Annotated in this window: 12 protein-coding genes; 5 read left to right on the top strand and 7 right to left on the bottom strand. The window is 50.2% G+C overall.

Annotation, left to right across the window (positions count from 1 at the left end; translation table 11 throughout):
- Positions 1-210: 210 nt before the first annotated feature.
- Genes M0R33_RS17820 through M0R33_RS17810 form a run of 3 tightly spaced genes read left to right on the top strand, consistent with a single transcriptional unit; the run spans position 211 to position 6333 of the window.
- Positions 211-3510 carry an efflux RND transporter permease subunit gene (locus tag M0R33_RS17820; RefSeq protein ID WP_292572369.1) on the top strand — a complete coding sequence of 1100 codons (3300 nt, stop codon included), beginning with the start codon at positions 211-213 and terminating at the stop codon, positions 3508-3510.
- Positions 3507-4745 carry an efflux RND transporter periplasmic adaptor subunit gene (locus M0R33_RS17815; RefSeq protein ID WP_292572366.1) on the top strand — a complete coding sequence of 413 codons (1239 nt, stop codon included), beginning with the start codon at positions 3507-3509 and terminating at the stop codon, positions 4743-4745. The genes M0R33_RS17820 and M0R33_RS17815 overlap by 4 nt, the downstream gene beginning before the upstream one ends.
- The gene (locus M0R33_RS17810) at positions 4738-6333 is read left to right on the top strand and encodes an efflux transporter outer membrane subunit (RefSeq protein ID WP_292572363.1); all 1596 of its coding nucleotides are present in this window, start codon (positions 4738-4740) and stop codon (positions 6331-6333) included. Before M0R33_RS17815 ends, M0R33_RS17810 begins: the two co-directional genes overlap by 8 nt.
- Before the next feature lie 421 nt (positions 6334-6754).
- Here M0R33_RS17810 and M0R33_RS17805 read toward each other — a convergent pair whose 3' ends face one another.
- The 7 genes from M0R33_RS17805 to M0R33_RS17775 form a co-directional block, all read right to left on the bottom strand.
- Entirely contained in the window at positions 6755-7375 is a 621-nt protein-coding gene (locus M0R33_RS17805) for a hypothetical protein (protein ID WP_292572360.1), read from the bottom strand.
- Positions 7376-7453: 78 nt separating this feature from the next.
- Entirely contained in the window at positions 7454-9430 is a 1977-nt protein-coding gene (locus M0R33_RS17800; protein WP_292572357.1) for a dockerin type I repeat-containing protein, read from the bottom strand.
- A gap of 441 nt (positions 9431-9871) precedes the next feature.
- Complete coding sequence (locus M0R33_RS17795) at positions 9872-10117, bottom strand: hypothetical protein (RefSeq protein WP_292572354.1); 246 nt, start codon at positions 10115-10117, stop codon at positions 9872-9874.
- Positions 10118-10135: 18 nt separating this feature from the next.
- A complete protein-coding gene (locus tag M0R33_RS17790) occupies positions 10136-12961 on the bottom strand; it encodes a DEAD/DEAH box helicase (RefSeq protein WP_292572351.1) in 2826 nt (941 codons plus the stop codon).
- 10 nt (positions 12962-12971) lie between these two features.
- The gene (locus M0R33_RS17785) at positions 12972-14615 is read right to left on the bottom strand and encodes a hypothetical protein (protein WP_292572348.1); all 1644 of its coding nucleotides are present in this window, start codon (positions 14613-14615) and stop codon (positions 12972-12974) included.
- Between the two features lie 228 nt (positions 14616-14843).
- Positions 14844-15038, bottom strand: coding sequence for a hypothetical protein (locus M0R33_RS17780; RefSeq protein WP_292572345.1), 195 nt, complete (start codon positions 15036-15038; stop codon positions 14844-14846).
- Positions 15039-15232: 194 nt separating this feature from the next.
- Entirely contained in the window at positions 15233-15655 is a 423-nt protein-coding gene (locus M0R33_RS17775; RefSeq protein ID WP_292572342.1) for a helix-turn-helix domain-containing protein, read from the bottom strand.
- 136 nt (positions 15656-15791) lie between these two features.
- On the opposite strand from M0R33_RS17775, the gene tmpT reads away from it, so the two are divergent.
- Positions 15792-16436 (top strand): thiopurine S-methyltransferase, encoded by a 645-nt coding sequence (gene tmpT, locus M0R33_RS17770; RefSeq protein ID WP_292572339.1) that lies wholly within the window; start codon positions 15792-15794, stop codon positions 16434-16436.
- Between the two features lie 11 nt (positions 16437-16447).
- Positions 16448-17251 carry a sulfite exporter TauE/SafE family protein gene (locus M0R33_RS17765; protein ID WP_292572336.1) on the top strand — a complete coding sequence of 268 codons (804 nt, stop codon included), beginning with the start codon at positions 16448-16450 and terminating at the stop codon, positions 17249-17251.
- Positions 17252-17439: the final 188 nt, after the last annotated feature.

The following is a 17439-nucleotide window of genomic DNA, read 5'->3' as shown; positions in this document are numbered from 1 at the left end:
ATTCGGTCAGCCGAATCGGCGGCGACAAGCTATTTAAACCGATACAAAGGATGAGCGAATGAATAAAACACATAGTTATCGCCGGGCCGGCCGCCATGCCGAACGCTGCCTTGCCCCGCCGGTGGACCTTTCACCACGAGTTACTGGTTGGCTGCAATCAACACAAGCTAGCAGGCGTCGCCGCGCTCACGCTTTGACAAGGATGCCGTTATGAACGAAATCGTCGTCATTGCCTTAAGAAGGCCTTATACATTTGTGGTTCTATCCATCCTGATTTTGATATTCGGGGTCAAGGCCATCGTCAAATCGCCGACCGACGTATTTCCGAATATCAAGATCCCGGTGATTTCGGTGGTGTGGTCGTATGCCGGCATGCTGCCATCCGACGTATCCGGACGGATCACCTTCTTCTTCGAACGGGCGCTGACGTCCACCGTGGAAGGCATAGAACGTATCACCAGCCAGTCTTATTTCGGCAGCAGCATTATCAATATCCTGTTGCAACCGGAAACCAATTTGTCGGGCGCCGAAGCCGAGGTGGCGGCTATCTCGCAAACCATTACCAAGGCACTGCCGCCGGATATTTCGCCGCCGATGATCATGCGCCTGGAAGCGTCTTCGGTACCTGTGGCCATGCTGCAGGTCACCTCGGACAGTTTGACCCCAGCCGAGTTGTACAACGTCGCCTACATGCAAATCCGTCCGTTGTTGGTCACCATACCCGGTGCCATTCTGCCGCATCCCTACGGCGGCAAGCCCATGCAGCTGCTGGTATCTCTGGACAAACAAAAACTGCTGGCCCACCACTTGTCGCCGATGGATGTGCACAAAGCCTTCGGCGATCAAACCCTGGTACTGCCGGCCGGCGACCAGAAAATCGACAAGACCGACTGGATGGTGATGACCAACGCCTCGCCGCTGGCGGTCGAGGATTTTAACCATATTCCGATCAAAACCGTCGGTAATACCACCATTTATATGCGCGACGTGGCAGACGTGTCCTTGTCCGGCCCACCGCAAACCAACTCGGTACTGGTGGACGGCAAACAGGCGGTGATGATCGTGGTGATGAAAAGCGGCGACGCTTCAACCTTGTCCGTAGTGGATGGCATTAGAAAAGCCCTGCCGCGCATCCAGAAAATCGTCCCTGCCGACGTCGGGGTGAAAATCCTCAACGACGCTTCGGTATTCGTGAAGGACTCGATCAAGGATGTGTTGCACGAAATGGTGTTGGCTTCGGCGCTGACCGGTCTGGTGGTATTGCTGTTTCTCGGTTCCTGGCGCGCCACCACCATCATCGCCACTTCGATACCATTATCAATACTGTCCTCCATCATTTGCTTGAACTGGATGGGCGAATCGATCAACGTGATGACCTTGGGCGGTTTGGCGCTGGCGGTCGGCATTTTGGTGGATGACGCTACCGTGATGATTGAGAACATCGACACCCATATGGAAATGGGCAAGCCGTTGGAAACCGCGATTATCGATGCCGCCAACCAGATCGTCATCCCGACTTTCGTAGCTACCTTGGCCATCGTCATCGTCTGGTTTCCGTTGTTCGAACTCAGCGGGGTCTCCGGCTGGCTATTCCTGCCGATGGCCGAAGCGGTGGTGTTCGCGATGTTGGCCTCGTTCATCCTGTCGCGCACCCTGGTGCCGACCATGGCCAAATTCATCCTGGTGGACCATAACGCCCCGCATGCGCATCAACCCGGTGCCAGAGCGGCAGAGCACGACGCCGAAAAAGCCTATGCCTTGGCAAACTGGGACTCCGAGATCGAAGCCTTGCAGAACATCGGCGGCACTCATTTTGCCGAGGCCGTGCCTGATCCCGAGCTGGAAGCCGAAAAGTCCCGCACCGTGTTCGGCCGGATTCAACAAAGCTTCGAACACGGCTTCAACCGCTTCCGCGACCGTTATGACGAGTTGTTGGCGCAAGCCGTGGCCCATCGCCGCGGCTTTATCGGCATTTTTCTGGTCATTACGCTGGCTTCTTTAAGCCTGTTTTATGTCAATGGCCGCGATTTTTTTCCGGAAATCAAATCCGGCACCTTGCAAATGCACATGCGGGCGCCGTTGGGTACCCGGATAGAAGTGACCGGTCGCATTGCCTCCTTGGTAGCCGAAGACATCAAAAAACTGTTGCCGGGCCAAGTGGAAGACATCATCAGCAACTGCGGCCTACCGGTCGGCCCGCATAATCTGGCCTTTATCCCCACCCCGACCATAGGCACCCAGGATTGCGACCTGACCATCAGCCTGAAAAACCAGCAATCGCCGGTATGGGAATTTCGCCGCACCTTGCGCAAAGGTTTGGGCGAGCGTTATCCGGGTACAGTGTTCACCTTTCAGCCGGCCGATTTGACCGCCAAGATTCTGAACTTCGGTTCGCCATCGCCTATCGACGTGCAAATCAACGGCATGGACTTGGAAGCCAACTACGCCTTCGCCCGCAAACTGCAAGGCAAATTGCGCAAAATCAGCGGCACCAGCGACGTGACCATTCAGCAAACCATGCGCACGCCGACCTTGATGGTCAACGGCAACCGTAGCTTGGGTTTGAATATCGACTTGCCGCTGAAGGACGTGGCCGACAACATGCTGCTGTCCACCTCCGGCAGCCAGCAGATCGACCAGCAATATTGGCTGGACCACAAGACCGGCATGTCTTATCAGGTGAATATCTACACCCCGCAACCGCAGATGACCCGCATCGAGGATTTGCTGACCGTGCCGGTGGATACCGGCAAACTGGACGCCACGCGGGAAAACAATGTGCAACTGCTCGGTAACGTGGCCACCTTAACCGCTACCGGCACGCCCGGCGTGGTCACGCATCAGGACATCATGCCGTTGATCGATGTGTACGTGTCCGCCGAAGGCCGCGATTTGGGCAGCGTGCTGGCGGATGTGGAAGATGTGGTTGCCGACATGCAAGATCAGTTGCCGCGCAGCGCTGCTATCGAAATCAAAGGCCAGGCCGAAACCATGCACGAAGCCTATCTGGAATTGCTGGGCGGACTGGTGGCGGCGATCGTGTTGGTGTACTTGCTGATCGTGGTGAATTTCCAGTCCTGGTTGGACCCGTTCATCATTATAACCGCTCTGCCCGGCGCCTTGGCCGGCATCGCCTGGGCGCTGTTCGTCACCCACACCAATATTTCGGTGCCGGCCTTGACCGGGGCGATCATGTCCATGGGCACCGCCACCGCTAACTCGATTTTGGTGGTGTCCTATGCCCGCGAGCGGCTGGAACTGCACGGCGATGCGATCCGGGCCGCCATCGAAGCCGGTTACGCCCGCATTCGTCCGGTGATCATGACCGCCTCGGCCATGATAATCGGCATGCTGCCGATGGCCATGAGCAACTCGCAAAACGCCCCGCTCGGCCGTGCCGTAATGGGCGGTTTGACCGTGGCCACCTTTGCAACCTTGTTTTTCGTGCCCTGCGTGTATGCGCTGATCTACCACGCCCGTAACACCCGTCTAAAGGAAATACACTCATGAATAACACTCGAACCATAAAACACACCACCACCCTTTGGGCTTTGATACTGTTGGCGAGTTACTTGGGTTACCAGTTTTACCAACGCCGGCAGGACGCGGAAGCGCTACGGGAACAAACCCTGGCAGCCGCCATACCGACTGTAGCGCTCACCAGCGCTACCCCGGGCGAAGCCAGCGAAACCATCACCTTGCCCGGCACCATCGATGCCTGGTACCAGGCGCCGATTTACGCCCAGGTCTCGGGCTATGTGAAGATGTGGTACAAGGACTACGGCGCCCAGGTTAAAAAAGGCGAAAAGCTGGCGGAAATCGCCGCCCCGGCCCTGGATGCCCAATTCGCCCAGGCCCAAGCCGACCTGGAAGCCCAGCAGGCCAAATACAACCTGGCGGTGGTTACCGCCAAACGCTATTTGGCCATGCGCGAATCGCACGCGGTCTCCGAGCAGGCCATTTCGGTGCAGCAAGCCAACATGTTGGCGGAAAAAGCCCAGGTGAACGCGGCCAAGCACAACGTCAGCAACTTCGACGCCAAAATGCGCTTTAAAACCATCGTCGCGCCTTACGACGGCATCGTCACTCGCCGCAGCATCAACGTCGGCGATTACATCAATAACGAAGGCTATATCAGCAGCAGCATCAACGACGGCAGCACCATGTCGGACTTGTTTCAGGTAGCCGACATTCATAAGATGCGGCTGTTCATTTCTGTGCCGTCGCCGTTCGCCCGCTTCCTGAAATCCAGCATGACGGCGGACGTGACGGTACCGCAATTTCCAGACCGCCATTTCACCGCCCGGTTTTTGACCACCGCCAACGGTATCGATCCCAATACCCGCACCGTGGTGGCCGAATTTACCATCGACAATGAAGACCATGCCTTGTGGCCCGGTTCTTACGCCACGGTACGCATCAGTGCGCCGGTCGACCAAAATGTGATGTCGATTCCGTCCAGCGCCATGGTGTTCGACGACCAAGGTACCCAGGTCGCCACGGTAACGAAAGATGACCGCATTCACTTCAAGCCCATCAGCGTCAGCAAGATTCTGGATGCCACGGTGGAAGTGATATCAGGGGTGTCCGCCAGCGACCGCATCGTCAACAACCCCAGCGCCGCGCTGCTGGAAGGTGATGAAGTACGCATCGTCACGCCGGCGCCTGGTTACGATAATCCGCAAACCAAGGTGGAAGTGGATCACGCCGCGGCTGCAAAACAGACGGTGGCGGATCATGGTTAAGATACGCAAACTTCGCGCTGCTCGCCGCACGCTGCGGCACGGCGGCTGGCTGTTGCTGACTTTGTCAATATCGGGCTGTATGCGCGGACCGGCGGTCGATCTGGCGCCGGACTATCAACCGGCCCGGTTTGTGGTACCCAATTCATGGCATGGAGCCAGTCCATTCGTGGATGCCGTGCCTGCCGATGGCGAATTGCGCGCCGATTGGTGGACGCTGTTTAACGACACTATCTTGAATCAGTTGGAACAGCAGGCCATGGCGGCCAACCCGGATTTGCAGGCCGCGGCCGAACGCTTCGTGCAGGCCCGCGATACCATGATGAAAATCCGCTCCCGCCTATTGCCGCAGATCGGTATTGAATTCGGCGCCTCGCGCAACAAGCAGTCCGACAACAGCCTGTTTCGCGCGCCGGGCGAACCCAACTACGACACCAGCATCAATACCGGCGGCATCGCCTCCTGGGAGCCGGATTTCTGGTCGGAAATCCGCAACGCCGCCCGCGCCCAAACCTATCGGGCCGAACAAAAAGCCGCCGACTTTGCGCTGGCCCGTTTGAGTTTACAGGCCGAAATAGCCTCAGATTACTTTAGCCTGCGCGGCCTGGATGCGCAAAATGCCACCTATAAGGCCTCGATAGACTATTACAAACAATCGTTGAACATCGTCAAAACCCAATTCAACGGCGGCATCGCTTCCGATCTGGACGTGGCGAGGGCCGAGTATTTGCTACACAGTACCGAAGCCAAACTGCTGGACATTCAGGCCCAGCGCCAAGTGATGGAGCATGCCATTGCGATACTGGTGAACCAAGCACCGGCCAGTTTTCAAATCGCACCGGTGGACGAACTACGCCTGGCGAATTTCAAAATACCGGCCAAATTGCCGTCTACCTTGCTGGAACGGCGGCCGGACATCGCCGGCATGGAACGGCACATGGCGCAGGCCAACCGTGAAATCGGTATTGCCCGGGCGGCGTTCTTTCCAAGAGTGACCTTTCAGGCCGGCGGCGGCTTCGAAGATAAAGGCATAGACATGATCAAACTGGCCAGCAGTTTATGGTCTTACGGTTCGTCGGTATCGCTGCCGATTTTCGACGGCGGTTTCCGTAGAGCCCAATTGCAACAATCCTGGTCCGCCTACCGGGAAACCGAAGATAGGTACCGCTCGACGGTGCTGAATGCTTTCCGCGAAGTGGAAAATGGCTTAAGCCAAACCCGGCTGTTTGCCGAGCAGGCACAAACCCAGGAAGCCGCGGTCGGTGCGGCGCTGAAATCGCAAAACCTGTCCATGGAATTGTTCCGGGGCGGGCTTAACTCCAGTCTGGATTTGATCTACGCCCAGGTCAACACCCTGGAGGCGCGCATCACGGCAGTCGAAGTCAAAACCGCGTTGTTGAAATCCTCGGTGGCGTTGATACGCGCGCTGGGCGGCGGCTGGAACCGTAACCAGTTACCGGCCGACGAGCAAATACAACCTTTCGAACCCTTGCAATATAGCGGTCTGGACAAGCCGGTGGCAGCCGGCAACATCGATGTGGATACAAGCAATAAGGGCACGTTCAACGATTTAACCAAGGGCAGCCATTAACGCGACACGGTAAACGCCGGACCTTGGGCCCGGCGTTTTGCGTTGATCATCGGTCGGCTGGGAACCGGCTACAAGTTATCGTGCCAATGTTTGGCGGATTGCCCGGCACAGCTAATCAGCTGTTTGAAATAGCCAGGGGTACAATCCGGTGAGAACAGTTGACGCTGACGACCAAAAGACCACTGCCCCGCTTTTCAAATAAATGACAGGTCGTAGCCCCTGAGCAGCCATTCAATGCTTCCATAATAGATTGAGGAACAAGTACGAAGATTCAAAACGTGGACTTTTAAAAGAGCCTGATGTTTTCAATAACCGAGAAGGCCGTATGTGCTTTTAGGCTTTTAGAAACCCTCCGCCCTACTATCGGACCTTCGGCAAATTAAAATGGAAGCTAGTGGCATGATTGCTTGCTTAACCTGAATCAGCCAATCGATAGCCTATTTCTCTGTCTTGGCAGGGATCGCATCATCGCTGCTACTCCAACTCCAATAAGCATCCCCAAAGGCGGCTCTGGAATATTATTGTTTGCGACAACAGTTATACTAGCGTTAGTAACGGGAGGAATAAAATTGACAAGCCCTGGATCTTCAGGAATAAGTCCTTCTGTAAAAAAGAAATTTAGGTCATCAGCCAAAAGATCAATCGTCGCGGTCCCTAAACCGATAGCTTTTAGATCTAAAGTGCCCAGCAGAATGCCGCTTCCGGAAATGGCTGGACCAAAAAACAGATCACCGTTTGACGCACCGCGAATACCATCGCTGTCGCTGAATGGAGCAAGATTTAAAAGATCATCAGCGAATAGTCCTCCTGGGGTAAACCCCACAAAATCAAGTACTCCTCCTGAGCTAAGCGAAAGATCGAACCCAAAGCCTATAATGGATTCAGATACGTCTATATCGGCTAAAACTGCTACCTGTACGGTATTGCTGAACAATACCGTTGTACTTGAGGGAGTCAAGTTAATCGATGCTGCATTTGCGGTTTGAAAAACGGCAAATCCGATCGAAAACAAAGTTCCGCAAAGCATTAATTTTTTTGACATATCGTGCTCCATATTTTGTGTTTATTCGTTTAGCCGATTGAATAGAGCGGTCAATACCCCGACCGCTCCGTCCATGACTCACGGCCTAGATTTTTTAATCAGTTCGCGAAGTATGCGCAGGTCATTGATGGTAACCCGACCATCGCCATCGAGATCAGCGTCCGGATTGTACTTCGCATCGCCTATCACACTGCCTAGGCTTTGTTGGAACAGCGTCACATCGGCCTGATCCACTTTGCCATCGCCGTTGATATCTCCCGCTATTTTGGCTACGTAACCCTCGAGCTCGCTAGCCGTATAATCTGAGGTCGCAGCTACATCTGTGGCTACCAGGTTGGTGCTAGTCCCGTACATCAATAGGCTCTTGACGAAATAAGGCCCATCTCTACCGTTCTTGCCGATTCGGGTGCCGTCAAAGACAAAATCAATTTGGCTGTTGCCGGCATTTAAGAAAGCTCTCTTAGTGTAGAAACCTATCTCAGTGCCGCGTGAATCGACCAAACGCGCACTCCATTCGTAAGTACCGCTGTTTATCAGTTTCACGGCCACACCGACCTGAAGTTGATTAAACAAACCGTTCCCGTCAGTATCGATGCCCTGGTCGTTTGAGGCGCCAGTTAAAGTAATGGCTGATATATTCCGAGACGAATCGAAATCGGTATACAGGTATTCCTTGGTTTCTTGTGGCAATGCTAGCCGGTCAATGACTTCCTGAGTCGATGGGTCGCGGAGCGAAACTTCGATCCGGTAAGGACCGTCTATTTGCTGCCCATAGATATCGGGGCCGGCGAAATTGAGAGACACTTGCCGGGTGCCAGGTACAACGGTGATCAGTTGTTCGCTGAACACGGTGTTGTTTCCGGCTGCATTACTGAGGGCACCGGTCAACAGGAAGGTTCCACCGCGGGAGAACGACGCCCCAAAGGTGACGGAGAGCGTGTCGTGCAGGCCATTGCCGTTGCTGTCTATGCCTTGGTCCGATTGAGCCCCGACCGGCTCGATCACCGACTCGAAAGCACCGGCTTGGTAGGCTTGCGTCGGAAAATCGAAGCTTGAAACGGTATGACTGTTGCCGTCCTGCAAGTACACCACGCCTTCGTAGGGACCATCCTTTCCGGATCGTTTCAGTGGCAGACCGGAAAATACCAAGGATACGGTCTGCCGGTCGGCCGAGAGCGTAATTTCGGCACTGGCGTTGACCAAGGTTGCGCCGTTTTTGATGAGACTGCCTATCATGCGATAGTTGCCGGCGGCGCGGCCGGTTAATTCGACATTAGCGCGGATGCCTTCCAGCGTGCCATCATTGTTCTCGTCAATTCCTTCGTCGTCTACCCCGGTGATAGTGGTCAGTAGCTCGCAAAAGGAACGATGGTCGTATGCTGGGGTCTGCAGCGTAAGATGGATGTTGTTACCTCTCAACACCAGATCGTAAGGGCCGTCTTGCCCGGATAGATAAATCAGCTCCCCGGAAAATATGATAGTTACCTTTTGGCTACCCGGAGCGTTTACCTGAAAAGTAGCGCGGCTGGATAACTGCGATTCATAAGCCGGCCTGTTTGCCACCAAATTGCCGTTCTTCTCAAGCCGCCCGACTATCGTGTAGCTACCGGCAGTCAACACCTCTACGTCGACATCGGCGGCAATGCCTTCATAAATGCCGTCGCCATTGCTATCGAGCGTTCGGAAACTTGCCGTACCCGGAAGTTGCAGATCCGTGCTTGCCATCGCCAGGGTAGCCGGTGCCATCAACTTGGGAGTGGGAGAAGCCGGCAACGTGTATTCGTAGTCGCCCCAACCTTCATAGTGGCCGCTGTAAAGGTCGTAGACCTTGGCTCCTTCCGTCGTGACATAGTACTCTCGTCCTCTGGCATCGTTCGCGTCAGTAAAAAAAACATCTTGAGAAGGCGGGTCGAAAGGCGAAGATCTTGGCCCTAAAGCGCTACGCGCCAAAATTCGGGGGGCTTTAGGCGACGAGAGCCTGTCGTCACCATCCTGTCCGGCCGCAAGTGCTGCCGGTACCAATAGTAGCAACGCTAAAATCGTGCTTAATGGCATAAATAATCTCTCAAGGGTGTATGGCCTGCGATAATGTCGACGAATTTCCATAAATACTCCATAGGTTATAAAAGTTTTTCGCGCATTTGCACTTTTGGATGAATGAAATTATTAGCAACCCTAATTTGTTACTGTAACGCTCATAAAGGCCTGGCCTCACCCTAGAAAATAAAAGTCAACGTGGCGTTAGTGTTACTGTTTCCATTCGTTTATTGATGACTTTTATAGTCATTTAGCAAAAATAGTTAGAGACAAAATCTAGCCGCTAACATCATTCTCATGAAACTAAATAGACGATCGCTTCTAGGTGCATTCAAGCAAAAAATTGGTTTTTCTGAAATTAGTAGCAAAGAGCGTAACTCATTACCTACAATCGGTTTTACAGCTTCTTTGTAACTGTAACCTTGAAATTCCTCCTCTTTGCTAACCCATGAAGATTATTCACCTTGGTTGGCAGGATAGAAAGATACAAGAATCAAAGGGGTCACCCATTAGTTCTGCTAGTTCACGTTCGGCGTTTTCATCCCAGCTTAATTCCGGCGCTAACGATGAATCATAGCGGTAGTTTTGGGGTGGTTTGCGGTTATTAAATTCCGGTTGAATGCCGATGTCCGGGCGTTGGACGGCTTCCTGCGAGTGGGTGTAGTTACTGGATTGCTGTCCGTTATTGTCGTTATTGCTAGCCATGTAGTGTCCGTGATGTTTTTAATTTTCTATCCAAGCTGCCGTCACCCACTGGTGATTTTCCGGCTGCAAATATTGGTTGCTAACTTGCGCTAAACGCTTGTCGGCGGCTTGTTCGGCTTTTTTGAGTAAGTCTTGGTTGCGCTCTTTATCGATATTTACCTGACCGGTGACGGCGGGTTGCTTCAACCATTCGCCGAAGGCCTGTGGATTAGTTTCTACTTTGCCACTGTTGAGCAATTGATAGACGGTAAACTCTTGGCGCAAGCGATTACCTTGGTCATTTTGCCAGCGCAAGATGCTGGTGAAAACGGCAGGGCCTTTGATGGCTTCGGTTTTGAGGACTGCGGTAAGACCAGCAAAGTCGTAGGCTTTGGCTTTTTGCAGCAGATATTGCATTAAAAACGAATCCAAATCCAACATGTGAGTGTTGGGACGATGCGCGGCGAGTTGCCGATCCAACGTCACTTCATAGCGCGAGCGTTTGCTGTTCAGTTCCTGTTGAATTGTTTCCGGTAAGCGTATCTGCCAAATGGCACCGTTATGAGTAGTTTCAACGATCTCGATATTGAGTTGTTTGAACATGCCTTCAACAAAAGCAACGCTGTGTTCTTTGCTGATGCTCAGTTCATTGCGGGTTTCATTGGGATCGTAGCTGGCGGCATTCTGGAATAGTTCGCGCTGTTTCTCGGTGGCTTCTTTCGCGCGTTGCAAGGCTTCATCGATCCGTTGCTGGGTTCTGTCGATACCGGCTTCTATAGCGTCGTTAAGGATTTGTTTGACGTCAACCAAATCGGCAATTTCACCTAGGATGTCATCTTGTAGTTTTTCGTTGAACTCGTCGCCGTTCATGACGCATAAATCCGATACGACTTGCTCGATGCGGGTGTACATCAAACTCATGATTTGTTCGTCGACGGTGCCGGGCGAGTGGATGTTAAACACCACGACACGATTTTGTTGGCCGTAACGGTACAAACGGCCAATCCGTTGCACCAAGCGCATCGGGTTCCAAGGCAGGTCAAAATTGACCATGATGTGGCATTGGCGTTGTAGATTAATACCTTCGCCACCGGCTTCTGTGGAGATCAAAAACTGGGCTTGATCTTCAAAGTTGTTAATCGCGATTTGCCGATCTTGATGCGACATGGAGCCGTTGATGAGTTCTACGCTCTGGGTGCCGAAACGTTGTTGCAGGGCTTCTTTGAGGTAGTTTTGGGTATTGCGGTATTCGGTGAAGATCAGGATTTTTTGTTGGGGATGTTCCGCCAATACAGTGCCCACTAATTCCTGCATAAACAACTGTAGTTTGCCGTCATTGGCTCTGAGTTGCGCGGCTTCCGCCAGAAGATCGTCAAGTAATGACATTTCGCCGTCGAAAAATTCTTTGGCATCGGTGGCTAACTGTTCTTCCCACTCTCCGGCGTAGCGTTGATCGCGTTCGTCCAGATCGTTAATGGTGTAGCCTTTTTCGTATTCGCCTCGTAAACGATGTTTGCGGCGTTCTAAGGCACTTTGAATAGCGGCAACGCTGGAAGCAGCAAGTTTACGGTAGACGGTCATGACAAACCCGATAGTATTGCCACGAATACCCATGGCTTTACCGGCGGCGTAACCTTGCTTGAGATAGTTTTGTAAGGTCTCGTCAAAGGCTTTAGCTTCGGGGCTGGCCATGACGCGCATAGCTTTGGTGGTTTTGCCGCGAAAGATGAATTCACCGTTGGCATTGGTGACATCGGCTTTATGGTTACGAAACACCATGTCGCGCAAAATTTCCGGATTGAGCGATAGCGTAGTGATTTCGTCTTTGCGCTCGGGATGTAACAATTCCAATAAGGCGGTGAACTTATCGTGCATACCCTGGTGAGGCGTGGCGCTGAGTAAAATCATCGCATCGGTTTTAGTACGTAAGCTTGCGGCTAATTCAAAGCGTTGTGAAGAATCAAGTTTTAGTCCGTATTGACGACGAGTTAAGCGGTGGCCTTCGTCGAAAACGATTAAATCCCACGGATCGGCTTTGAGCAGGCTTTCTAAGTGATTTTCTTCTTTTAACCGGTCAATAGACCCGATGACGTGATCGTACATTTTCCAATGGCGGGTTTCGTTGATTTGAAAGTCTTCCCCGTAGATTTGGAATTTGTCTAACTTGAACTTGTAATGTAGCTCTTCCTGCCATTGCTTAGTCAGTCCGGCAGGCGTAATCAGCAGCACGCGGCGCAAATTGCCTCGCTGTTTGAGCGCCGCCATCAACATACCGGTTTCAATGGTTTTGCCTAAACCAACATCATCTGCGATCAACCAGTTCAGATTGCCGGAGGCCAGGATATGGTGAACCAGATGGATTTGATGTGGTAATGGATCAATGTCCAGATTGGAAAGAGACCCGGTGTTCTCGTTCCATAACTCCAAGGCATGGGCTAAAGACTTGAGTCGAAAACGTTCTGCGCTATCTGCGGGGCCTTTGTCGCAGAGGGTGAAACGATGTTTGACGCCTTTGATTTGTCGTAAATTTTCATAAGGTAACCAGACTTGTTGGCCCAAAGCCAGGAAGTCTACGAGCACCTGATCCCTGCCACCTATGGTGCGGGTTTTTACGATGACGCCTTCACCGAACGTTTTTCTAGTGCGGGAATTTGGGACATCCTGAACATCCATGTTGAGTTTGAAACCGCTACGCAACTCTGACAAGGGCACCAAGCTGCTTTCATGGTTTCCATGCCATTTGACTTTAACTTGAATGCCTTCAGTGCGCGGAATGGTGGCTTCAACGCGACCGATTTTTTCGTCGCCTGAGGTATTTTTCAGCTTAACCCACGAGTTTTGTACTGGTATCAGTCTGTTATTCATCGCTAATTCGTTATTCCTGTGTATTGCAGTAAATGTCTTCCAGTAACGATTTGAATCGCGTGGGTTTAGATTTCAGCAGTGGTTGTGGGGTTACAGGTTCATCATCAAGGTCCTCGGCTTCATCTTCGTCAGCAATAACGGCCTTGGATTTGTTTTTTGGTTTACTGGCAACTTTTGAGTCATCCATGAGATAAAAATTATCCTCATCAATAATGACGGAAGGTTTGACGACGTCATATCTTTGCTCCAAATCTTGCAGCATATTTTCGAGGTCAATACCTTGCTGTTTTAGCGAATCAACACCTTGCGCGAATTTAATTTCCTCTCGTGGCAGTTCAATTAAGGTGTCTTGTTCATATGCGGCTATGAAGGAAAATTGTTCATTTGCTGGCAATGTGTGGCGAACTGAGCCGGTGCGATATTTAAGGTATCGGATAAAGGCTTTATATTGCTTTTGCAATCTCGGACTACAGTACCAATCGTCGTAAATATCATCGACAAACAACTGAATTTCTTCCTCAGAAGGTAGATTGTTGAATACTCTTATAATCCGAAGCGCCTCACGCCAGCTCATACATTTATAAGCGGCTCTGGTTTCTTGACCAGGTTGCTTTGAGGTGTGAATAAACGAAATCCAATATTGTTGGTTCTCAGTCCACAAACTTCTAACAAAAATCGCCAACTCTAATTCAGCCGGCACTAGGCCTCTTGCTAACTCATGTTCTATTGCAACCCTAGCTGCTGCCCAGCCATTTTCATAAAAAACTTGTTGAAGTAAACCGAGATTTTGAATACCCCAATCGTAGGCTTGAATGACCTCGGTTGCGATCTGCTTGGCTCGCTCGACTCTGCTAATCTTGCCACCAATCTTTACCTGATGATCCTGCAAATAGTGAACTAAATCCGGTTCGTCAATATCGTCAAAATCTTCAACGCCGTCCCAGTCAAACTCGTCCTCAATTGATTTTTCTTCTTCACTGACGAAAGCTTCTTCTACATCATCTTCCTCGACTTCATCTTCTAAATCGGGTAGTTCTGCAAGTTCTTTTTGAAAAGGATCGTCGAAAACATCTGACTGGTAGGGTAAAAAATAGTCTTCATTATCAAGAGTATTATTTGAATTTATTTCAATGAATTCAGGATCAAATTCTTCCTCATCTTCCTCGTCTAACTCAAAAACATTGTTTACGGAAGTTTCGATTTTAATCTGAATAAAAACATGATCGTTAGGCTGCTCAGTTTCTTGCTGACTTGGTAGTTCGATTACTTGATTTTCGTTATCGGCCTGAGAAGATTGTTTTGAAATTGCAGAAAATTGATGAACGTCCTCGCTTTCGTATGAATAATCTAACTCATCTTCGGTTGCAGAGTTCTCTATGTACTCCAGGTCGTCATGATCTAGTTCATCAAAACCGTATGACGTAACAAGAGTACCAGCCGCTAATCCTGTATTGCGCGAGCCTAAAGAGAGCTGTAGATATTTAACGGCTTGCTCTGGTTTTTTTTCTAGCAAATAGATTCTCCCCAGCGCACTCAGCACAGAGGAGTCATTTGGATAGTCTTCTAAATATTCGTTAATTAAATCTATTGCTGATTTTCTGAGTCCGGAAGAAACCAGCTTATTAACTTCTTGAAGAAGAGATTTTCTGTCCATAAACCGAGCATTTCCCTTCAAAATTTAATTTGCCTTATTTCAATCGGCATGTTGGTGGTGTTGTCCATAACTAAATGCATGATCCTTTACAAGTATTGCAAACCGTTGAGTCAGTAGTGATCGAAACCAAATCATTTGTGATGATGTATTTATTCTAGCATTTATCCTTTGACAGCCACTATCTGCCTAGCTCTGCTATTCAATCTTGGCATGCGGCTTTGGTAACAGCTATGCAAACATGCAGTCCATCAGTAAAACATCAAACTCCGTACTGTGAGCATTGATCGTATTTTTGAACCCTTGCACCCAGCGATACAGTTTCGGGCTGGCATAGAGCACTTCAACATCTAAGTTGGCGTGCTGATAAACGCGCTTGTGAGTGAGTTTTTTAGCCTTACCGCTGAAGTGCTGGATACTTGGCAATTGTATCGGGGGTCAGGCCTTACAATTTTTCCCTACAAATGTCAAATGTAAGGCCTGACCCTACGCTTTTTTATTGACCCTACGCTTTTTTAGGCTTGATCAGCAATCTATCCATTGCGAAAGTGCAATCCAAATAGTCATCTTGCCTGCGCGTTGGTTCACCAAATAATCAGTGATTTAGCAATTTGCACGCCTCATTTAAATTTGTTTTCCTTCAATTTACTTGGCTGTCTAAATCGATTCTTACCTGCAACACGAAGAAGACGAAGAAATTTTGGACATTCAAAATGGTTTGGTGCATTGCAGACCGCAGCATGACGGAGTCCATTTCGCATGGCCGTCAGTTCTTTAATCTTTCTGTCCAACTCATCCGCCTTGGCCAAAAGCAATGCTCTATTGATTTCGGGGCCTTCAGGGGTAAACATTTCACTGATCTCATCAAGCGAAAAACCGGCGCCACGCCCCAAACCGATTAAAGCCAGCCGCTCTAGCACATCGGAGTTGAATAGACGGCGCAGACCCACGCGACCAGTAGACTGGATCAATCCTTTTTCTTCATAGAATCGTAACGTCGAGGCTGGAAATCCAGATACCTTTGCGACCTCAGTTATATCCATAATTTTACCTGTCGAAATTAATACTTGACTTCAAGTTGACTTGAACTTTTATCCTAACTCGGAACACAACTTGGTTCAACACTGAAACATCAAGGCAGTGGTGATTTTTAATACGTCAATGATTTAAGGAGTCGATATGGGAACAAGTTTCTGGCATCAAAAATGGGAACGCGGTGAGATTGCGTTTCATGAAAACGAAGCAAATCCGTTTCTGGTAGCGCATTTTGAAAGACTAAATTTGGTAAAAGGTAGTCGTGTTTTCCTGCCGTTGTGTGGCAAGACACGTGATTTTGCCTGTTTGCTTACCTTCGGTTATCGAGTGGTTGGCGCAGAATTGAGCATACTTGCCGTTAATGAGTTGTTTAAAGAACTTGGCTTAAAGCCGAAAATCTCTATAGCAGGCAAATTGACCCGGTACAGCGCTAAAGATATCGATATTTTAGCGGGTGATATTTTTGATCTGTCTACTGAAGAGATTGGATCCATAAGCGCGATATATGATCGCGCAGCTTTAGTCGCCTTGCCTTCCGGCATAAGAGAGCGCTATACCTCCCATCTGATGAACATTAGCGGCACGGCACCGCAGTTACTGATTACTTATGAATACGACCAACGTCTGATGGATGGGCCTCCGTTTTCAGTGACCGAAAACGAAGTCAAGCGACATTATGGCGCTGCTTACCGATTGAGACCAGTTGAAAGCAAGAATATCGAGGGAGGACTGAAAGGGGAAGTTGCAGCAACGGAGACCGCCTGGTTACTCCAAGACGCTAATAAATAGGGTGGTTTTATATGCCCGGTGTTGAATGGATATTGTTTTACTTTGTGTTGGGTGCTTTGGTTGGTTATATGGCGGGTTTGCTGGGGCTTGGAGGTGGGGGAATATTGGTTCCTTTGCTGTCATCAATTTTTCTTCAGCAAGGTATTAGCATGGATAAGGTAGTTCATGTGGCATTGGGAACGTCATTGGCTTGCATGCTGATTTCTTCAGCAGCAAGTATCCGCGCACATGCTTCTCGAGGTGCGGTTGATTGGCAAATCGTTCGCGGAATGTCGCCGGGAATTATTGTTGGCACATTTCTGACTACCCAACTCGCCGCCAACGTTAGCTCGGCCTTTATTGCCCTATTTTTTGCGCTGTTTATGGCACTTATAGCTATGCAAATGTTTATTAATTGGCAACCAAACCCTAGTCTAACGCCGACAAGCTTCGGCGGACTAATTGTGGTTGGAGTGGCGGTCGGATCGGTATCAGCACTTGCCGCAGTGGGTGGCGGTTTCCTTACGATTGCATACTTAGGATATAAGAATGTGGACATTAAAAAAGCTATTGGTTCTTCGTCGGCAGTTGGGTTTCCAATCGCTGTTACGGGTACTGTTGGCTATATGATTAGCGGCTGGCACGACTCATTAAGCAATCCCTATGTCTTCGGGTTCATCAATGTGCCGGCATTTTTAGCAATATCGATTGCTAGTGCTATTGTCACCCCCTGCGGCGCTGCCCGCTCCCATAGTCTGCCTGTAGTTTATTTAAAAAAGATATTCGCCATTATTTCGCTGATTTTTAGTGTAAAGATGCTAGTTTCGTTCGTTTAGTATTGATCTGAGATTATTAGCCTCAACAATGCCATAACCAGGAACGAAAAGTAGCGCGATAAAGATTTCGTAGGCATGACGGACATATCGTAACGGCAACTTTAAAGCACATGCTTGTCATTGCACTAAATTTCCTGGCCGTATCTTGTTGGCCAGTTTGGACAAACGCGACAGGCTGAAATGGGTCG

Origin of the sequence: Methylomonas sp., from assembly GCF_023228165.1 — a bacterium.
GTDB lineage: Bacteria > Pseudomonadota > Gammaproteobacteria > Methylococcales > Methylomonadaceae > Methylomonas.
Note: the sequence above shows the minus strand (reverse complement) of the source record. Positions and strands in the feature narration are given on the sequence as shown.

What these genes read in the sequence shown, in the direction of transcription:
- M0R33_RS17815 (WP_292572366.1), top strand. Translation starts at nt 3,507, where the DNA reads ATGAATAACACTCGAACCATAAAACACACCACCACCCTTTGGGCTTTG.
- M0R33_RS17820 (WP_292572369.1), top strand. Translation starts at nt 211, where the DNA reads ATGAACGAAATCGTCGTCATTGCCTTAAGAAGGCCTTATACATTTGTG.
- M0R33_RS17775 (WP_292572342.1), bottom strand. Translation starts at nt 15,655, where the DNA reads ATGGATATAACTGAGGTCGCAAAGGTATCTGGATTTCCAGCCTCGACG.
- M0R33_RS17800 (WP_292572357.1), bottom strand. Translation starts at nt 9,430, where the DNA reads ATGCCATTAAGCACGATTTTAGCGTTGCTACTATTGGTACCGGCAGCA.
- M0R33_RS17785 (WP_292572348.1), bottom strand. Translation starts at nt 14,615, where the DNA reads ATGGACAGAAAATCTCTTCTTCAAGAAGTTAATAAGCTGGTTTCTTCC.
- M0R33_RS17810 (WP_292572363.1), top strand. Translation starts at nt 4,738, where the DNA reads ATGGTTAAGATACGCAAACTTCGCGCTGCTCGCCGCACGCTGCGGCAC.
- M0R33_RS17795 (WP_292572354.1), bottom strand. Translation starts at nt 10,117, where the DNA reads ATGGCTAGCAATAACGACAATAACGGACAGCAATCCAGTAACTACACC.
- M0R33_RS17765 (WP_292572336.1), top strand. Translation starts at nt 16,448, where the DNA reads ATGCCCGGTGTTGAATGGATATTGTTTTACTTTGTGTTGGGTGCTTTG.
- M0R33_RS17805 (WP_292572360.1), bottom strand. Translation starts at nt 7,375, where the DNA reads ATGTCAAAAAAATTAATGCTTTGCGGAACTTTGTTTTCGATCGGATTT.
- M0R33_RS17790 (WP_292572351.1), bottom strand. Translation starts at nt 12,961, where the DNA reads ATGAATAACAGACTGATACCAGTACAAAACTCGTGGGTTAAGCTGAAA.
- tmpT (WP_292572339.1), top strand. Translation starts at nt 15,792, where the DNA reads ATGGGAACAAGTTTCTGGCATCAAAAATGGGAACGCGGTGAGATTGCG.